This window comes from Mesorhizobium shangrilense, assembly GCF_040537815.1.
GTDB lineage: Bacteria > Pseudomonadota > Alphaproteobacteria > Rhizobiales > Rhizobiaceae > Mesorhizobium > Mesorhizobium shangrilense.
Window position 1 is genome coordinate 4,350,419 of the sequence record NZ_JBEWSZ010000001.1, and the last position, 15,351, is coordinate 4,365,769.

The window sequence follows — 15,351 nt, forward strand, 5'->3', positions numbered from 1 at the left end:
CGCAATCGGGTCAGTTGAACAATGAAAGGCGCACGGTTGCCGGCGCGAAGCGGATCGCGCCCGCCCGATGGCCGCTTTCCATCGCGGCGAAACGCACGGCGGAACTCCTGTCGGCAAAAACGCCGCCAGTCACACCTTCTTCATCCCGGGCGATCCAGTGGCCCTCGCCGTCGCGTCCAACCACGAACCGGTGAAGGGCGTTTGCAATCGCTGAAATGTGGGAACTTGGCATCGTCATCTCCTGCCTTGCGATCAGGAAACAAGTGCAGCGAGTGTCGCGGCCGCCAGCAAAGCGCCGGCTACCAGCAACCACCATGTCGGTGTGAATGGCGCCACGAGGCTGGCCGGCCGGCGATTGTTGTTGGCCGCAAGCCGGGCCTGTTCGACCTGCGACGCCGGCAGCGGACGATGGGTGGGCAGATAAAGCCCGTCGGAGAGAAACATCGGAGACTTCCTTCTTTCCTGGTTGTCGCCGCGAGGTGGCGACTTCCTGCAGCGGCCCAGGGCCGGCTACGTCCTGAAAGATAAAAGCATCCGCATTTGTATTCGAGGCGGCTCGAAACTGAAAAATATAAAAAAGTCATATGTTTATCGCCGGGGCGTATATGCGTCCCAGGCTGGAATGCGGGCTTAGGACGCGTCGTCTCAGGCCACCGAACAAGCCGCCGCGCGGCCAGCGCTGCGGCCGGAAAAGATGCAGCCGCCCAGGAACGTGCCTTCGAGCGCCGCATAGCCATGCATGCCGCCACCGCCGAAACCGGCGACCTCGCCCACCGCATAGAGCCCTTCGACGGGCTGGCCATCGGCACCCAGCACGCGGCTGTCGAGATCGGTCTGCAGGCCGCCCAGCGTCTTGCGGGTCAGGATGTTGAGGCGGACCGCGATCAGCGGCCCGTTTGCCGGATCGAGCATCTTGTGCGGCTTGGCCGTGCGGATCAGCCGGTCGCCTAGGTAGGCGCGGGCGCCGCGCAGCGCGGTGATCTGCATGTCCTTCGAGAACGGATTGTCGAGCTGCCGGTCGCGGGCGCGGATTTCGCGCTCAACTTGCCCGAGATCGAGCAATGGCTCGCCGCCGGCGAGCGCGTTCATGCGAGCGACCAACGCCGGCAGCTCGGCCTCGATGATGAAATCCTCGCCCTTCTCCATGAACGCCTTCACCGGGCCTGGAATGCCCGATGTGGCGCGGCCGATCACTTGGCGCCAGCTCTTGCCGGTCAGGTCCGGGTTCTGCTCGGAGCCTGACAGCGCGAACTCCTTCTGGATGATTTTCTTGGTCAGGATGAACCAGGAATAATCGAAGCCGGTGCCCATGATGTGGTTGAGCGTGCCCAGCGTGTCGAAGCCGGGATAGAGCGGCACCGGCAGCCGCTTGCCGCGCGCGTCGAGCCACAGCGACGACGGTCCGGGCAGGATGCGGATGCCGTGGCCGGTCCAGATCGGTGCCCAGTTTTTTATGCCCTCGACGTAATGCCACATGCGGTCGCGGTTGATGATCGAGCCACCCGCCTGTTCGGTGATCGCCAGCATGCGGCCATCGACATGGTCGGGAACGCCGGCGATCATCCGCCTTGGCGCGGTTCCCAGCCGCCGCGGCCAATTCTGCCGGACAAGCCCGTGGTTGGCACCGATGCCGCCGGAAGCGACGATGACCGCTTGCGCCTTGAGCTCGAAATCACCGGCAATCTCGCGCGAACTCTTGCGGCCACGGTCGACGGTGCTCGGCTGCAGGATGTCGCCGCGCACGCCGGTTACAACAGCGCCCGTCCGCGTCAGTTCATTGACCCGGTGACGGAACCTGAAGTCTATCAATCCACGCTTTTGCGCCTCGCGTACGCGCAGGACAAAAGGTTCGAGCACACCGGGGCCGGTGCCCCAGGTGATGTGGAAGCGCGGCACCGAATTGCCGTGGCCGACGGCATTGCCGCCGCCGCGCTCGGCCCAGCCAACCACGGGAAAGAATTTTGTTCCGCGTTGCATCAGCCAGGAGCGTTTTTCGCCGGCAGCGAAACCGACATAGGCCTCGGCCCATTTGCGTGGCCAGAAATCCTCCGGGCGGTCGAAGGCGGCGGTGCCCATCCAGTCCTCGAGCGCCAGATCATGTGAATCGCGGATGCGCATGCGCCGCTGCTCGGGCGAATCAACGAGGAAAAGGCCGCCGAACGACCAGAATGCCTGGCCGCCCAGCGACTGCTCCGGCTCCTGATCGACGATGACAACCTTCTTGCCCGCCTCGGCCAGTTCGGCGGCGGCAACGAGGCCGGCGAGGCCGGCGCCGACAATGACCACATCCGCATCGTCGGCCATTTTCCCCACCCCATTAGCCGGCTAAAGAAATTCCGGGAAAAGCGTGAAACGGCTTTCAGTCAGGAATTGCATCACAAAGTGTCAGACGGCCTCCCAGCCGTCCTTGCCACCGGCGCGGAAGATGGCGTCGATGACCTTCTGGTTCAGCACGGATTCTTCGAGCGTGAAGACACGCTCCTTGCCGCCCTGTGCCGCCCTGGCAAAGGTCTCGACCTCTAGCCGGTACTGCTGCGTGCCGGGGAAGCGGAACACCTGCGCTTCGGTGTGGTTCTGGTTGTGCAGTTCGACGCGGTGATGATCGTAGAGGCCGGCGTTGAAAGGCGAGAACACTTCGATGAAGCCCTTCTCGCCGTGGAACACCATCACCTGCCGCGCCGCCATCTGCGTCGACAGGTAGAAAGAAAGTTCGAAGTCGCCGAAATCGGCGCGGATCGAGGAGTAGATATCGGTGCCGAAGGTCTTGTCGCGCTCGATCGTCGCCTGGACGCGCAACGGCTCCTTGCCGGTCGAAAACCGCGTCGATACCGTCGGATAGACACCGATATCGGGCAGCGCACCACCACCGAGGTCGAGCTGGTTGCGCATGTTGTTGGGATCGACATTGTAATAGGAGAACGCGCCCTGCACATGGCGCAGCCGGCCGATGGCGCCGCTGGCGATGAGGTCGCGCACCTTGATCCATTGCGGATGGTAGATGACCATGAAGGCCTCGCATACCAGCACCTTCTTCTGGTCGCGCAGCTTGATCAGCGGCAGGATGTCCTTGGCGTCGAGCGCCAGCGGCTTTTCGACCAGCACATGTTTTCCCGCTTCGATGGCCTTCGCCGCCCATTCGACATGCTGCGATGTCGGCAAGGGGATGTAGACGCCGTCGACCTCTTTTGAAGCGAGCAGTTCCTCATAGGAGCCGAAGGCATGGCGCGCGCCGAAGCGTTCGGCCAGCGCACGGGCTTTCGACAGGTCACGGCTGGCGATCGCCGACAACATGCCATTGTCGGCCTCGACCATTGCCGGCAACAGATGCTCGCGGCCGATCTTGGCCGTCGACAACACACCCCATCGGAACATCACGCTTCTCCATGTCGGTTACAGGCAACGAGGTTTGCCCGAAATCAGGAGAAAAGCCAATGCGGTTGCCAGGTTCCCCGCCCCACGAAGTGGGGAGAGGTGGCCCGGCGAAGCCGGGGCGGAGAGGGGTCTTCACAGCGGTTGGGGGAGTGCTGTTTAACGCATCGTCTCGCGCTTAATCCTTTGCAGGATACTGGTGGCGCGGTCGTCGCCCCCCTCTCCGTCCCGGCTTCGCCGGGCCACCGCTCCCCCACGTTGCGGGGGCGAGGAACCCAAGTCCTGCGATGGCTATCCCCTCTTCCCCGTCAGCGTCATGTCGAAATCGACAATGTTGGAATAGAGCGGCGTGCCGACATCCATGCCATAGCGCGACCTGAGCGCCTTGCCGGTGACATGGAATTTGATCGTGCCGCCCTTGAGGCCATCGAGCTCCGCCGTGAATTTTTCCGGAAACGTCTTGCCGCGTGCCGTCAATCGGCCGGTGACAAGCGCCGAGGTGTCGCTGGTGCGCTGCACGCTGGTCGAACGGAACTGGATCTCCGAGCTGTTGGCGGCGTCGAACACGGCATCCGAGCGCAGGAACGCATCGATACGGCCCTGTCCGGTGCCGACGCTTTCGGGAAAGATGGTTAGATTGACCTGCGAGCGCCCGACATCAGCGTTGTCGATGCGGATCGAGCCCTTGAAGCGGGCAAAGGCGCCATTGAAGCCGCCGCCACCGGCCTTGCCGATGGAAAAGCGGATGCTGGAACTGGCCGGGCTGATCGTGTAGCCGCCGGCGGCGTCGCCAAGCGCGACGGCCGCTGCAACAGGCATGGCAAGGCAAGCGGCGACCGCCGCAAATCCGAGGATGCGCGCATACATAGGGTTGTTCCTTGTTGGAGGCAGCGCATTTCCTGCGCCCTCGCCCCGTGAACGAATGAACCGTCCGCTCTATTCCCCGTTGCGATCTGACGAAGGTGTGATCATGCGCGTGAGCACGGCATCCCCAAGCTGGAAATGATGACGCAGCGCCGCCGCGACATGAACAGCCACCAATGCGATGCCGGCATAGGCGAGATACCAATGCGCCGCCGTCCAGAAGCTTTCAGCCGCATCGGATTCGCCGATCGGCAGGTTCGGCATGACGAACAGGTCGAACGGCATGCTGGGGATATCCAGCGTCGACACCGAGACCAGCGCCCAGCCGGACAAAGGCAAGGCGATTTGAAACGCATAGAGAGCGAGGTGCGCGAGGGGCGCTGTCCGGCGCTCCAGGGCACCAACCGAATCCGGCAGCGCTGGCGCGGAATTGCCGAGACGCCAGGCGATGCGCAGGATGATCAGCCCAAGCAGCAGGAAGCCGAAGGATTTGTGCCACTGGATCAGTTGGAAGGCGGTGCGCTGGCTGGTGAGCCGCACCATGACAAAGCCAAGCCCGAACTGGGCGATGAAGATCAGCGCAATCAGCCAGTGGAGGAGTATCGCACCCCAGCCATAGCGGCTCGTGCTGTTTGTGATCGATGCCTGCATGGGTGAAGAACGTTGGCGAATGAAGCTTTCTTCCCCAACGCCAGCGCTGCCCCTCATTGCCCTGCCGGGCATTTCTCCCCGTGAACGGGGAGAAAGAAGCAGTGCCGCTGTCGGCGTTCTTTCCGCCACATTAGTGGTTGGCGAAAGCGTCGGCGGGAGCGTCCCTCGCCCCGTTTACCGGGAGAGGATGCCGGCAGGCAGGCGAGGGGCTTTTGGTGATGCGCGCTTTCGGACCTGAAGCGGTTGCATTGCCAGACTCTAGCCACTCACCTTGAAGAAATCGACGAAAGCCCGCAGCGCCGGCCGCATCTGGCGGCGGCTGGGATAGTAGACGAAGAAACCGTCGAAGGGCGGGCACCAGTCCTCCAGCACGCGGACCAGCCTGCCGTCGGCGATGGCGTCGCTGACATAGCCTTCGAACACGAATGTAATCCCGGCGCCGTTGATCGCCGCTTCGACATTGAGGCGATCCTCGCCGACGATCAGCGGGCCCTCCACGGCGATCTCCAGTTCCTCGCCATCCTTTTCGAACTCCCAGCGGTAAAGCACACCGCTCGAAAAGCGGAAACGGACGCAGCGATGCGCTGCCAGATCGCGTGGGTGGGTCGGACACGGTATGGCCTCGAAATAGGACGGGGAGGCAACCACGGCGCCACGGATCGGCGGGCCAATCCGCACCGCGATCATGTCGCGCTGCAAGCTTTCGCCCAGCCGCACGCCGGCATCGAAACCGCCCTCTACCACGTCGGTGAAACGGTCCTCGACGACGATCTCAAGCACGATATCGGGAAAGGCCCGCGCAAACGCCCCGAGCCGTGGCGCCAGCGTCAGCTGCGCGGCGGTGCGTGGCACGGTGAGCCTGAGATTGCCGGCCGGCCGGTCGCGCGCCTCGATTGCCGTCTCCATGGCCAGGTCGATCTCCGACAGCGCCGGCCGCAGACGTTCCAGCAGCTGTGCGCCTTCCTCGGTGGGCGCGACGCTGCGCGTGCTGCGCGACAAGAGACGAACGCCCAGCCGTGCTTCTAGGCTGGACACCGCGTGGCTGACGGCCGACGGCGCTATGGCCAGTTCCCTGGCCGCGCCGCGAAAACTGCCGCATTGAGCGACGGTTGCCAGCACCGCAAGTTGTGAAAGATGTGTTCGGTTCATTGATCTATTTTATAGAACAGCCCGTGCGTACGGAAGCCGATTATCGAACGCAAAGGTAGGCGCTATCTCCTTTGCATCACAACAAGGAGATCGGTGATGCAAACCCGCAAGCTTGGAACTGAATTGAATGTCTATCCCGTCGGCCTCGGCTGCATGGGTATGAGCTTCGCCTATGGCGGCCAGGCGGAAGCCGACGCGATCGCCACGCTACACCGCGCCGTCGAGATCGGCGTCAACTTCTTCGACACGGCGGAAGTCTACGGCCCCTACGAGAACGAAATCCTGCTCGGCAAGGCGCTGAAGCCGGTGCGCGATCGCGTGACGATCGCAACCAAGTTCGGCTTCAAGATTCTCGAAGAAGGCAATGGCGTCGAGCGCATGGTTGGCGTCGACAGCCGCCCGGAGCATGTCAAGGCTGTCGCCGAGGCCTCGCTGACGCGCCTGGGCACCGATGTGATCGACCTCTATTACCAGCACCGCGTCGACCCCAGCGTACCGATCGAGGATACGGTCGGCGCCATGGCCGAACTGGTGCGCGAGGGCAAGGTGCGCGCGCTCGGCCTGTCGGAGGCCAGTGCCGCGACCATCCGCCGGGCGCATGCCGTGCATCCGATATCCGCCGTTCAGAGCGAATACTCCCTTTGGAGCCGCGAACCGGAAGACGAGGTGTTCGCCGTCTGCCGTGAACTCGGCATCGGCTTCGTCCCCTACAGCCCGCTCGGCCGTGGCCTGCTGACCGGCACGATCGCCAAACCGGAAGCGCTCGGCGCCGACGATTGGCGGCACACCCTGCCGCGGTTCCAGGCCGACGCGATGGCTGCCAATGCGGCTGTCATCGCCACGCTGGAAAAGATGGCGGCTGAAAAAGGCGTGACCTCGGCGCAGCTGGCACTGGCCTGGGTTCTGCACCAGGGCGATTTCATCGTGCCGATCCCCGGCGCACGAAAAATCCGCCATCTCGAGCAGAATGCGGCAGCGGCGCAGATCGAGTTGAGCGACGCCGAAGTGCGGGCCATCGGTGATGCGCTGTCGCCGGAAAAAGTCACTGGCAGGCGCTACACCGAGGAGGCGCTGGCGCTGGTCAATGGGTGAGCGTTACAGCGGAAACAAAAGGGGGCGCTTCGGCGTCCCTTTTATATAAGCGCCGTGCGCTGCACAGGTTGCAAGATGTCGGCGGGCGCTGTCCCGCCGACTTTTCAATTGCTGCAGACCTACCTACCAAGGCAGGACGGCAATCTCCGGCCAGTTCTCCCTCGCCCGACCACCCTTGGCCTCATGCGTTCGCTGGTTGTTCAGCGCGTGGTTCGGGGTAATGCGAAACGAGAAAATGTCGTCAAGGCCGAACGGCGCCACAAGGTTGAGTTGCCCTGCCGCATCGAAGCGGACGCCGACCGCATGGGTTTTCGAAGCGAAATAGGAAAGGGCTTCGGCAGATGAGGACAGAAGGGGATAGGCATCGCCAAAGCGCGCCTCGTACCAGAGATGCACGCGGGCCTGGTTGCGCACTTCGACTGGCAATGTGAGCCCCTCAAAATGCTTCGCCGCCTTTCGGATGACCGCATCCTCGGCCTCGTAGGAAAGGTCCGAGGCGTCGTAATAGAACAGGTCGATGTCCTTGATGCCGTAGCCCGGTGGCTTTCCCGTCAGGTGGTTCCAGATGCTGTTGTAGAGCGCACCGGACACGATGAGCCAATCGGGAAGCTCAAGCGCTCTCGCCCGTGACAGCGTCTCGCCAATGAGCGGATCGCCCGAGACAATGTCGAGAAAAGCCGTGCGTTGCGCTTCGAAAGGAAGGCCGGAATGGCGCAGATGGTCCATCGCCCCTTGGAGGGCGATTCGCCATCTGCTCGCAAGCCTTGGTCCTGCGCAATTCCGGACGGAAAACCGCTACGCACTTTTCCTGGAATTGCTTCAGCCTCGCAGCGTCCCACCGGTCTGCTTGCCGACATTGTCGACGACGCGCTTGGCCAGTGCCTCGAAATCCTCGTCGGTCAGCGTCTTCTCGACCGGCTGGATCGAGACTTCGATGGCGATCGACTTCTTGCCCTCGCCGAGCGACGCACCCTCGAAGATGTCGAAGACCGAAACGCCGGTGATCAGCTTCTTGTCGGCGGCCAGCGCCGCGCGCACCAGCGTGCCGGCCTCGACCGCTCTGTCGACGACGAAGGCAAAGTCGCGCTTCACCGCCTGGAAAGCGGAAAGCTCGAGCTTCGGCTTGGTTTTCGTCGGCTTGGCCTTGGACTCAGGCACGGCATCGACGAACACTTCGAAGCCGCAGAGCGGGCCTGAAACGTCCAGTCCCTCGAGCGTCTTCGGATGGAATTCGCCGAAGGTGCCGAGCACAGTCTTGGGCCCGAGCTTGATCGTGCCGGAACGGCCGGGATGATACCAGGCCGGACCGCCCGCCTCGATCTGCAGCCGGTCGACCGGCGCGCCGCAGGCTTCGAGCGCCGCGATCGCATCGGCCTTGGCGTCGAACACGCCGACGGGACCTGCATTGCCGGCCCAGTTGCGGCCGGAACCGTCGAGCTTGGCCGTGCCGCGACGAACCCCGGCGGCCACGCGCCGCTGCTGGTCGGCGCCGTCGCCCTCATAGGTGCCCGAGACCTCGAACAGCGCCACATCGCCAATGCCCTTGTCGGCATTGCGCTGGGCGGCGGCGATCAGGCCGGGCAGCAGCGACGGCCGCATGTCGGACATATCGGCGGCGATCGGGTTGGCGAGCTTCAGCGCCGTCTGGCCGCCGCCGAACAGTTCGGCATGTTTTGCCGGAATGAACGACCAGGTGACGGCTTCCATCATGCCGCGCACGGCAAGCGCGCGCTTGGCGGCGCGGGTGCGGATCTGCAGCACGGTCAGGATCTTGCCGTTGACCGCGTCATGAGCGCCCAGCGGCTGCGGCGCGATGTTGTCGACGCCATGGATGCGCATGACCTCCTCGACCAGATCGGCCTTGCCGTCGACATCCGGCCGCCAGGACGGCACGGTCACGTTGACGACGTCACCCGATCCATCCGGCGTGAAACCGAGGCGCGAAAGAATGCCGAGGCTCTCAGCCTTTGGGACCTCGATCCCGGTCAGGCGCTTGATATCCGACAATGGGAAGGAAACGATCTTGGGCTTGTGACCGGCATAGCCGGCCACCTCGATCTCCGTCGGCGTACCGCCGCAGAAATCGAGCACCAGTTTCGTTGCCAGTTCGACGCCGGGCACCATGAATTCGGGATCGACGCCGCGCTCGAAGCGGTAGCGCGCATCGGTGATGATGCCGAGCGTGCGGCCGGTGCGCGCGGTGGTGATCGGGTCCCAAAGCGCCGACTCAATGAGCACGTCGGTGGTGTTCTCATCGCAGCCGGAATGCTCGCCGCCCATGATGCCGGCGATCGACTCGACGCCGTTGTCATCGGCGATGACGCACATGTCCGGCGTCAGCGTGTATTCGCGGCCGTCGAGCGCCATCACCTTCTCGCCGTCGCGCGCGCGGCGCACGACAAGATTGCCGGCGACCTTCTTCGCGTCGAACACATGCAGCGGGCGGCCGCGGTCGAAGGTGACGTAATTGGTGATGTCGACCAGCGCGCTGATCGGGCGCAGCCCGATGGCGATCAGCCGCTGCTGCAGCCATTTCGGCGACGGGCCGTTCTTGACGCCCTTGACCAGCCGAAGCGCAAAGCCCGGGCAGAGCTCCGGAGCTTCGATCGTCACCTTGACCGGACACATGCCGCTGCCGACATGCGGCATGATCGCGCCGCCAACGAGGCGGCCGAGCCCGCTCGCCGCCAGATCGCGGGCGATGCCATAGACGCTTGTCGCATCCGGCCGGTTCGGCGTCAGGTTGATCTCGATCATCGGATCGTCGAGATGCGCATAAGCGGCGAAACTGGTGCCGACCGGCGCATCCTCAGGCAGGTCGATGATGCCATTGTGCTCGTCGGACAGTTGCAGCTCGCGCTCGGAACACATCATGCCGTGGCTTTCGACGCCGCGGATCTTGCCGACGGCAAGCGTCACATCGATGCCGGGCACATAGGTTCCGGGCGCGGCAAAGGCACCGATCAGGCCGGCGCGCGCATTGGGCGCGCCGCAGACGACCTGCACGGGGGCCTTGCCGTCGCCGGTGTCGACGGTCAGCACGCGCAGACGATCCGCATCCGGGTGCTGCACAGCCGTCAACACCCTGGCGATGACGAAGGGTTTCAGGCTCGACTTGTCGTCGACATGCTCGACTTCGAGGCCGATCGAGGTCAGGCGCTCGACGATTTCGTTGAGCGAAGCGTCGGTCTCGAGGTGATCCTTGAGCCAGGAGAGCGTGAATTTCATGACTGTGTTCCGTCTGGTCTTTTGACGCTTGTTTTCAAATGTCTCGGCAAGTCGTCGGACATGTGCAGGAAAGGAAGCTGCTCGCTGACATAGGCATGCTGCGTCGGCCGGAAACCAGCGGGCATGTCCATCGCGCCGAGCATGAAGTAGATGTCGTCCTCCAGCCGCTCGTCGACATAGGCGATGGGTGAGCCGCAAATGCCGCAAAAGGACCGCGTCACCGGGCCGTTCTCGAACATCTTCAGCGCCTTGCCGGTGAAGGCAACCTGATCGACCAGGAAGCCGACAAAGGCCGATACCGGCGCGCCGCTGGCCCGCCGGCAATCGCCGCAATGGCAATAGCTGACGTGGTGCGGTTCGGCCGAGGCCTCGAACCGCACGGCGCCGCAGCGGCAGCCGCCGGCGTGGGCGGCTGTCATGCGCTCAAGCCTCCGAACAGGGTCGGCATGTCGAGCGGACGGAAGCCGTAATGCGACAGCCAGCGCACATCGGCGTCGAAGAAGGCGCGCAGGTCCGGCATGCCGTATTTCAGCATGGCGATGCGGTCGATGCCCATGCCCCAGGCAAAGCCCTGGTATTCGTCGGGATCAAGACCGCCGGCCCTCAGCACGTTGGGATGCACCATGCCGCAGCCGAGGATTTCCATCCAGTCGGAGCCTTCGCCGAAGCGCACTTCGCCGGGCCTGGAGCGGTCGCACTGGATGTCGACCTCGAGGCTGGGCTCGGTGAATGGGAAGAAGGAAGGACGGAAGCGCATTTTGACCGAAGGCACTTCGAAGAAGGCCTTGCAGAATTCCTCCAGAACCCACTTCATGTTGGCGACATTCGCCGTCTTGTCGATCACCAGCCCCTCGACCTGATGGAACATCGGCGAGTGGGTGGCATCGGAATCCTGCCGGTAGGTCTTGCCGGGGATGACGATGCGGATCGGCGGCTTCTGCGTCTCCATGGTGCGGATCTGCACCGGCGAGGTGTGCGTGCGCAAAAGCTTGCGCTCGCCCTTCTCGTCCGGCTGGAAGAAGAAGGTGTCGTGCATCTCGCGCGCCGGATGCCCCTCGGGGAAATTCAGCGCGGTGAAATTGTAGTAGTCGGTCTCGATATCCGGGCCTTCCGCGATGGCGAAGCCAAGGTCGCCGAAGATCGCGGCGATTTCGTCGATGACCTGGCTGATCGGATGGATGCGGCCGCGCTCGGCCGGCGATTGCCGCACCGGCAAGGTCACGTCGACCTTCTCGGCGGCCAGGCGGGCGGTAATCGCCACGTCCTTCAGTTCGGCCTTGCGGGCGCCAAGCGCCTCGGTGACGCGGTTCTTGAGGCCGTTGATGGCCGGGCCCTTCACCTGGCGCTCCTCGGCACTCATCGCACCCAGCGTCTTCAGCATCTCGGAGATCGACCCCTTCTTGCCAAGCGCAGCGACGCGCGCAGCTTCGATCGCCTGCTCGTCGGCGGCCGACGCTATGTCGGCCATCAGGGCGTTTTCGAGAGTTTCCAGGCCATTGGTTGCGTCGTTCACGGTCAAGCTCGCTACGTTGGAAGTCAGCCTAAAGTGAAAGTCACTTTAAAATTGAAAGTTCAGGCATGAGAGGCATAAGAAAAACCCGCGCCAGCCGTGCCAGCGCGGGTTCCCCAAATCAGAATTTCGAATGCTTGGGAAGCGCTGGTCTTAGGCGACAGCGCTTTCAAAAGCGTTCGGCGTGGTGTTCTTCAGATATTCGAGCGCGACCTTGGCCTTGGCGACCAGGGCGGCGAAAGCCTGCGGCTCGTGGATGGCCATGTCCGACAGGATCTTGCGATCGATTTCGATACCGGACTTGTTGAGGCCGTCAATGAAGCGGCCATAGGTCAGGCCATGCTCGTGCGTCGCGGCGTTGATGCGCTGGATCCACAGAGCGCGGAACGAGCGCTTGCGGTTTTTGCGGTCGCGATACGCGTACTGCATCGACTTTTCCACCGCCTGCTTGGCGATGCGGATGGTGTTCTTGCGACGGCCGTAGAAGCCTTTCGCGGCTTTCAGGACCTTCTTGTGCTTGGCGTGCGAGGTGACGCCTCTTTTTACGCGTGCCATGTCATGATCTCCTTAAAAGCAATTCCAGGAAAAGTGCTAAGCGGTTTTCCGTTCGGAATTGCGTAAAACAAATGCGTGTCCAGACCGAATGCCTTAGAGGCCGTTCGGCAGAAAATTCTTGATGACCTTCTTGCCATCCGGTTCAGCCAGAACCATCGTGCCGCGGGCATTTCGAATGAACTTGTTGGAACGCTTGATCATGCCGTGACGCTTGCCGGCCGCAGCCGACAGGACTTTACCAGTACCTGTGATCTTGAACCGCTTTTTGGCGGCGGACTTGGTCTTCATCTTGGGCATTTTGCTACTCCGTATCGTTGCGCACTATCGCGCTTTTTGTTCGCTTCAGGCCGACCAAAGCCTGAAAAGCAAATGAAACCGCCACGGCATGCCCTGCCGGGCGGTTTTTCTTAGAACGCCTTGCGTCGCTCTAATGTCTTGAACCCCCGCATCATGGTCGCCAAAAACAAAAGCTGTTCAGGCGGATGCGCGAGACGGCGGTCCTATACGTCAAAGTGAGCCGGCGCGCAACACCTAGAGCCTGTTCCATCCCGATGGAATCGGGATGCGGCTCTATCTTCTTGTTTGAGCATGATCTTTACCGAAAACCGGTTCCCACTTTTCGGGATCATGCTTTAGCGCGCCGCTCGTTCTGGAAGCGCGGCATTCGTGGCCTGCGCCCGGGTCGGCCTCAAGGAAAGCGGAACAGCACCGGCAAAATGCCCGCCTGCTGCGCGCTATCCACCAGTTCGAAGGCCGGTAGGGCGACGAGGAACACCAGGCCGTCCATCAGCGTGATCAAGAGCACGCGCGGCTTGAAGCTGCCGGTATCCCCCTCCTCGTACAGCGAAAGCTTGGGGAAGAAGCGCGGCACCCGCGCCATGTAGGCCAGATATGGCGCACCCAGCGCTTCCTTGAGGAATTTCTCCTCACGCAGGATGACGATATGGAAGGCGGCGGCGCAGATCACGCCAAAGCCGATCGTGGTGGTGATCGAGCCAAGCTGCGCGCCGACACCACAAGCGGCAATGCTCGAGAACACATAGAGCGGATTGCGCGTGATCGAATATGGACCACCGGACACCACCTCGGCGGATTTGCGCCCGCCAATATAGAGCGTCGCCCACAGCCGGCCGATGATGCCGAGGAAGATCAGCACGACGCCGACCGTCTCGAGCAGCTCGTGCACCGGCGTGTCGGGAGGAAAGTACGACTGCCCGACAAGCAAGATGGCGAACAGAACGACAACAAGTACCGCGATCATAAGCCTGCGCGTCCGCTGATAGTTGCCCAGCGCGTGCTTGATTTCGTTATCGCTCATGTCGAATCCGATCGTCGAGGAACGTTGCCGGCGATCGCAGCGAGGCCTGTAAAATAGGCGTCCCGCCGATCGCCGGAACGCCCTTGCGGCACGATTCAGGCGGATTTTAGCGGGGCGCCAACACCATCATCATCTGGCGACCTTCGAGCTTTGGTTCCGCCTCGACCTTGGCGATGGTCGCCACCTCCTCGCGCACCTTGTTCAGAAGCTGCATGCCGAGCTCCATATGCGCCATCTCGCGGCCACGGAAGCGCAATGTCAGCTTGACCTTGTCGCCTTCCTCGAAGAAGCGCCGAACGGCCTTCATCTTGGTCTCGTAATCGTGGCTGTCGATGTTCGGGCGCATCTTGATCTCCTTGATCTCGATGACCTTCTGATTCTTGCGCGCTTCGGCCGCCTTCTTCTGGTTGGCGTATTTCAACTTGCCGAGATCAAGGATCTTGACGACAGGCGGCTGTGCATTGGGCGATATCTCGACCAGATCGAGCCCGGCCTCTTCGGCGAGCAGCAATGCGTCGTTGATGGAGACATCGCCGCGGTTCTGGCCTTCGGCGTCGATAAGCTGGACCCGGGGAACCCGGATGTCGCGATTGGAGCGCGGGCCATCCTTGGTAGGCGCCGCTGCTTTGAAAGGTCTGCGAATGGTCGTGGTCTCCTTGGCCGTTTCGTTCAGGGTTCTTCAGTTCAAATCTCTGGATGCGCCAATGTGGTAAGCGCGCGGGCGGAGTCAATAGCACAGCGCTCACAGGAAATCACCTGATCGCGAGCCTGTACCAAGCAAAGAAAGATCAAGGCCACTTTTCGCACCGGCCAAGCCTGTGTCAAAAGACCGGGGTGAGGGAACAAGCCATGACCGCCCCGATTTTTCTGGACGTCGACGGATCGCGCATTGCCGTCAGGCATGCCACGGGCATGGAGCCCGGCATCGTCTGGCTCGGCGGCTACAAATCCGACATGCTGGGCACCAAGGCCGAGGTGCTGTCGAAATGGACGGAAGGGGAAGGCCGCGCCTTCCTGCGCCACGACTATTCCGGCCATGGCGAATCAGGTGGCGCCTTTGCCGATGGCACGATCTCGAAATGGCTTTCGCAGAGCCTCGCGGTCTTCCGCCATTTCACCAGGGGCAAACAGATCCTGGTCGGCTCATCGATGGGCGCCTGGATCGCGCTGCGCATGGTGCAGGAGTTGCGCAAGGCAGGAGACGATCGTGTCGCCGGCCTGGTGCTGCTGGCGCCGGCGCCCGATTTCACCGCCGAGCTGATCGAACCGGTGCTGACCGAGGCGCAGAAGCACGACCTTGCCGAAAAGGGTTTTTTTGGCGAACCATCTGAATATTCGCCCGAGCCCTACATCTATACGCGTGCCCTGATCGAGGATGGCCGCGAGAACCGGGTCATGACCGGGCCGATCGACACGCATTGCCCCGTCCACATCCTGCAGGGGCTGGCCGACCCCGACGTGCCGGCAAGCCATGCCTTGAAACTGGTCAGCCTGCTGCCGGCCGACGACGTGACGCTTTCGCTCATTCCCGATGGCGACCACCGGCTGTCTCGGCCGCAGGATCTCGACATGCTGGTTCGCGCGGTGGGCGCCATGGCCGGACACGCAGGGTAAG

At 62.8% G+C, this 15,351-nt stretch carries 17 protein-coding genes; 2 read left to right on the forward strand and 15 right to left on the reverse strand.

The window, feature by feature from the left end; translation table 11 throughout:
• Nucleotides 1-10: 10 nt before the first annotated feature.
• The 7 genes from ABVQ20_RS21025 to ABVQ20_RS21055 all read right to left on the reverse strand — a co-directional run bounded on the left by ABVQ20_RS21025 (nucleotide 11) and on the right by ABVQ20_RS21055 (nucleotide 6,033).
• Nucleotides 11-232, reverse strand: a complete 222-nt coding sequence (locus ABVQ20_RS21025; protein WP_354461395.1) for a hypothetical protein — start codon at nucleotides 230-232, stop codon at nucleotides 11-13.
• 20 nt (nucleotides 233-252) lie between these two features.
• A complete protein-coding gene (locus ABVQ20_RS21030) occupies nucleotides 253-444 on the reverse strand; it encodes a hypothetical protein (protein ID WP_354461396.1) in 192 nt (63 codons plus the stop codon).
• Between the two features lie 201 nt (nucleotides 445-645).
• Nucleotides 646-2,304, reverse strand: coding sequence for an FAD-binding dehydrogenase (locus tag ABVQ20_RS21035; protein ID WP_354461397.1), 1,659 nt, complete (start codon nucleotides 2,302-2,304; stop codon nucleotides 646-648).
• An 81-nt stretch (nucleotides 2,305-2,385) separates the two neighbouring features.
• A complete protein-coding gene (locus tag ABVQ20_RS21040) occupies nucleotides 2,386-3,372 on the reverse strand; it encodes a Gfo/Idh/MocA family protein (RefSeq protein WP_354461398.1) in 987 nt (328 codons plus the stop codon).
• A gap of 288 nt (nucleotides 3,373-3,660) precedes the next feature.
• The gene (locus ABVQ20_RS21045; RefSeq protein ID WP_354461399.1) at nucleotides 3,661-4,236 is read right to left on the reverse strand and encodes a YceI family protein; all 576 of its coding nucleotides are present in this window, start codon (nucleotides 4,234-4,236) and stop codon (nucleotides 3,661-3,663) included.
• 69 nt (nucleotides 4,237-4,305) lie between these two features.
• Nucleotides 4,306-4,884, reverse strand: a complete 579-nt coding sequence (locus tag ABVQ20_RS21050) for a cytochrome b (protein WP_354461400.1) — start codon at nucleotides 4,882-4,884, stop codon at nucleotides 4,306-4,308.
• A gap of 258 nt (nucleotides 4,885-5,142) precedes the next feature.
• Nucleotides 5,143-6,033 carry a LysR family transcriptional regulator gene (locus tag ABVQ20_RS21055; protein WP_354461401.1) on the reverse strand — a complete coding sequence of 297 codons (891 nt, stop codon included), beginning with the start codon at nucleotides 6,031-6,033 and terminating at the stop codon, nucleotides 5,143-5,145.
• Nucleotides 6,034-6,129: 96 nt separating this feature from the next.
• Here ABVQ20_RS21055 and ABVQ20_RS21060 point away from each other — a divergent pair, with 96 nt between their 5' ends.
• Nucleotides 6,130-7,125, forward strand: coding sequence for an aldo/keto reductase (locus ABVQ20_RS21060; RefSeq protein WP_354461402.1), 996 nt, complete (start codon nucleotides 6,130-6,132; stop codon nucleotides 7,123-7,125).
• Nucleotides 7,126-7,248: 123 nt separating this feature from the next.
• Here the strand turns inward: ABVQ20_RS21060 and ABVQ20_RS21065 are convergent, their stop codons facing one another.
• The 8 genes from ABVQ20_RS21065 to infC all read right to left on the reverse strand — a co-directional run bounded on the left by ABVQ20_RS21065 (nucleotide 7,249) and on the right by infC (nucleotide 14,379).
• A complete protein-coding gene (locus ABVQ20_RS21065) occupies nucleotides 7,249-7,851 on the reverse strand; it encodes a nucleotidyltransferase family protein (RefSeq protein ID WP_354461403.1) in 603 nt (200 codons plus the stop codon).
• 93 nt (nucleotides 7,852-7,944) lie between these two features.
• The gene (gene pheT, locus ABVQ20_RS21070; protein WP_354461404.1) at nucleotides 7,945-10,353 is read right to left on the reverse strand and encodes a phenylalanine--tRNA ligase subunit beta; all 2,409 of its coding nucleotides are present in this window, start codon (nucleotides 10,351-10,353) and stop codon (nucleotides 7,945-7,947) included.
• Complete coding sequence (locus ABVQ20_RS21075) at nucleotides 10,350-10,772, reverse strand: GFA family protein (protein ID WP_354461405.1); 423 nt, start codon at nucleotides 10,770-10,772, stop codon at nucleotides 10,350-10,352. The genes pheT and ABVQ20_RS21075 overlap by 4 nt, the downstream gene beginning before the upstream one ends.
• On the reverse strand, nucleotides 10,769-11,821 hold the full coding sequence (gene pheS, locus ABVQ20_RS21080) for a phenylalanine--tRNA ligase subunit alpha (RefSeq protein WP_354462240.1): 1,053 nt from the start codon (nucleotides 11,819-11,821) through the stop codon (nucleotides 10,769-10,771). Before pheS ends, ABVQ20_RS21075 begins: the two co-directional genes overlap by 4 nt.
• 195 nt (nucleotides 11,822-12,016) lie before the next feature.
• Entirely contained in the window at nucleotides 12,017-12,418 is a 402-nt protein-coding gene (rplT, locus tag ABVQ20_RS21085) for a 50S ribosomal protein L20 (protein WP_023672281.1), read from the reverse strand.
• A gap of 93 nt (nucleotides 12,419-12,511) precedes the next feature.
• Entirely contained in the window at nucleotides 12,512-12,715 is a 204-nt protein-coding gene (gene rpmI / locus ABVQ20_RS21090; protein WP_006201248.1) for a 50S ribosomal protein L35, read from the reverse strand.
• A 391-nt stretch (nucleotides 12,716-13,106) separates the two neighbouring features.
• Entirely contained in the window at nucleotides 13,107-13,736 is a 630-nt protein-coding gene (locus tag ABVQ20_RS21095) for a methyltransferase family protein (protein ID WP_354461406.1), read from the reverse strand.
• 106 nt (nucleotides 13,737-13,842) lie between these two features.
• Nucleotides 13,843-14,379, reverse strand: coding sequence for a translation initiation factor IF-3 (gene infC, locus ABVQ20_RS21100; RefSeq protein ID WP_140491142.1), 537 nt, complete (start codon nucleotides 14,377-14,379; stop codon nucleotides 13,843-13,845).
• A 206-nt stretch (nucleotides 14,380-14,585) separates the two neighbouring features.
• Here infC and ABVQ20_RS21105 point away from each other — a divergent pair, with 206 nt between their 5' ends.
• Complete coding sequence (locus ABVQ20_RS21105; RefSeq protein WP_354461407.1) at nucleotides 14,586-15,350, forward strand: alpha/beta hydrolase; 765 nt, start codon at nucleotides 14,586-14,588, stop codon at nucleotides 15,348-15,350.
• Nucleotide 15,351 lies beyond the last annotated feature (1 nt).

What these genes read in the sequence shown, in the direction of transcription:
- ABVQ20_RS21075 (WP_354461405.1), bottom strand. Translation starts at nt 10,772, where the DNA reads ATGACAGCCGCCCACGCCGGCGGCTGCCGCTGCGGCGCCGTGCGGTTC.
- rpmI (WP_006201248.1), bottom strand. Translation starts at nt 12,715, where the DNA reads ATGCCCAAGATGAAGACCAAGTCCGCCGCCAAAAAGCGGTTCAAGATC.
- ABVQ20_RS21060 (WP_354461402.1), top strand. Translation starts at nt 6,130, where the DNA reads ATGCAAACCCGCAAGCTTGGAACTGAATTGAATGTCTATCCCGTCGGC.
- ABVQ20_RS21040 (WP_354461398.1), bottom strand. Translation starts at nt 3,372, where the DNA reads ATGTTCCGATGGGGTGTGTTGTCGACGGCCAAGATCGGCCGCGAGCAT.
- ABVQ20_RS21045 (WP_354461399.1), bottom strand. Translation starts at nt 4,236, where the DNA reads ATGTATGCGCGCATCCTCGGATTTGCGGCGGTCGCCGCTTGCCTTGCC.
- ABVQ20_RS21105 (WP_354461407.1), top strand. Translation starts at nt 14,586, where the DNA reads ATGACCGCCCCGATTTTTCTGGACGTCGACGGATCGCGCATTGCCGTC.
- ABVQ20_RS21055 (WP_354461401.1), bottom strand. Translation starts at nt 6,033, where the DNA reads ATGAACCGAACACATCTTTCACAACTTGCGGTGCTGGCAACCGTCGCT.
- rplT (WP_023672281.1), bottom strand. Translation starts at nt 12,418, where the DNA reads ATGGCACGCGTAAAAAGAGGCGTCACCTCGCACGCCAAGCACAAGAAG.
- pheS (WP_354462240.1), bottom strand. Translation starts at nt 11,821, where the DNA reads ATGGCCGACATAGCGTCGGCCGCCGACGAGCAGGCGATCGAAGCTGCG.
- ABVQ20_RS21065 (WP_354461403.1), bottom strand. Translation starts at nt 7,851, where the DNA reads ATGGACCATCTGCGCCATTCCGGCCTTCCTTTCGAAGCGCAACGCACG.
- ABVQ20_RS21095 (WP_354461406.1), bottom strand. Translation starts at nt 13,736, where the DNA reads ATGAGCGATAACGAAATCAAGCACGCGCTGGGCAACTATCAGCGGACG.
- ABVQ20_RS21050 (WP_354461400.1), bottom strand. Translation starts at nt 4,884, where the DNA reads ATGCAGGCATCGATCACAAACAGCACGAGCCGCTATGGCTGGGGTGCG.
- ABVQ20_RS21025 (WP_354461395.1), bottom strand. Translation starts at nt 232, where the DNA reads ATGCCAAGTTCCCACATTTCAGCGATTGCAAACGCCCTTCACCGGTTC.
- ABVQ20_RS21030 (WP_354461396.1), bottom strand. Translation starts at nt 444, where the DNA reads ATGTTTCTCTCCGACGGGCTTTATCTGCCCACCCATCGTCCGCTGCCG.
- ABVQ20_RS21035 (WP_354461397.1), bottom strand. Translation starts at nt 2,304, where the DNA reads ATGGCCGACGATGCGGATGTGGTCATTGTCGGCGCCGGCCTCGCCGGC.
- pheT (WP_354461404.1), bottom strand. Translation starts at nt 10,353, where the DNA reads ATGAAATTCACGCTCTCCTGGCTCAAGGATCACCTCGAGACCGACGCT.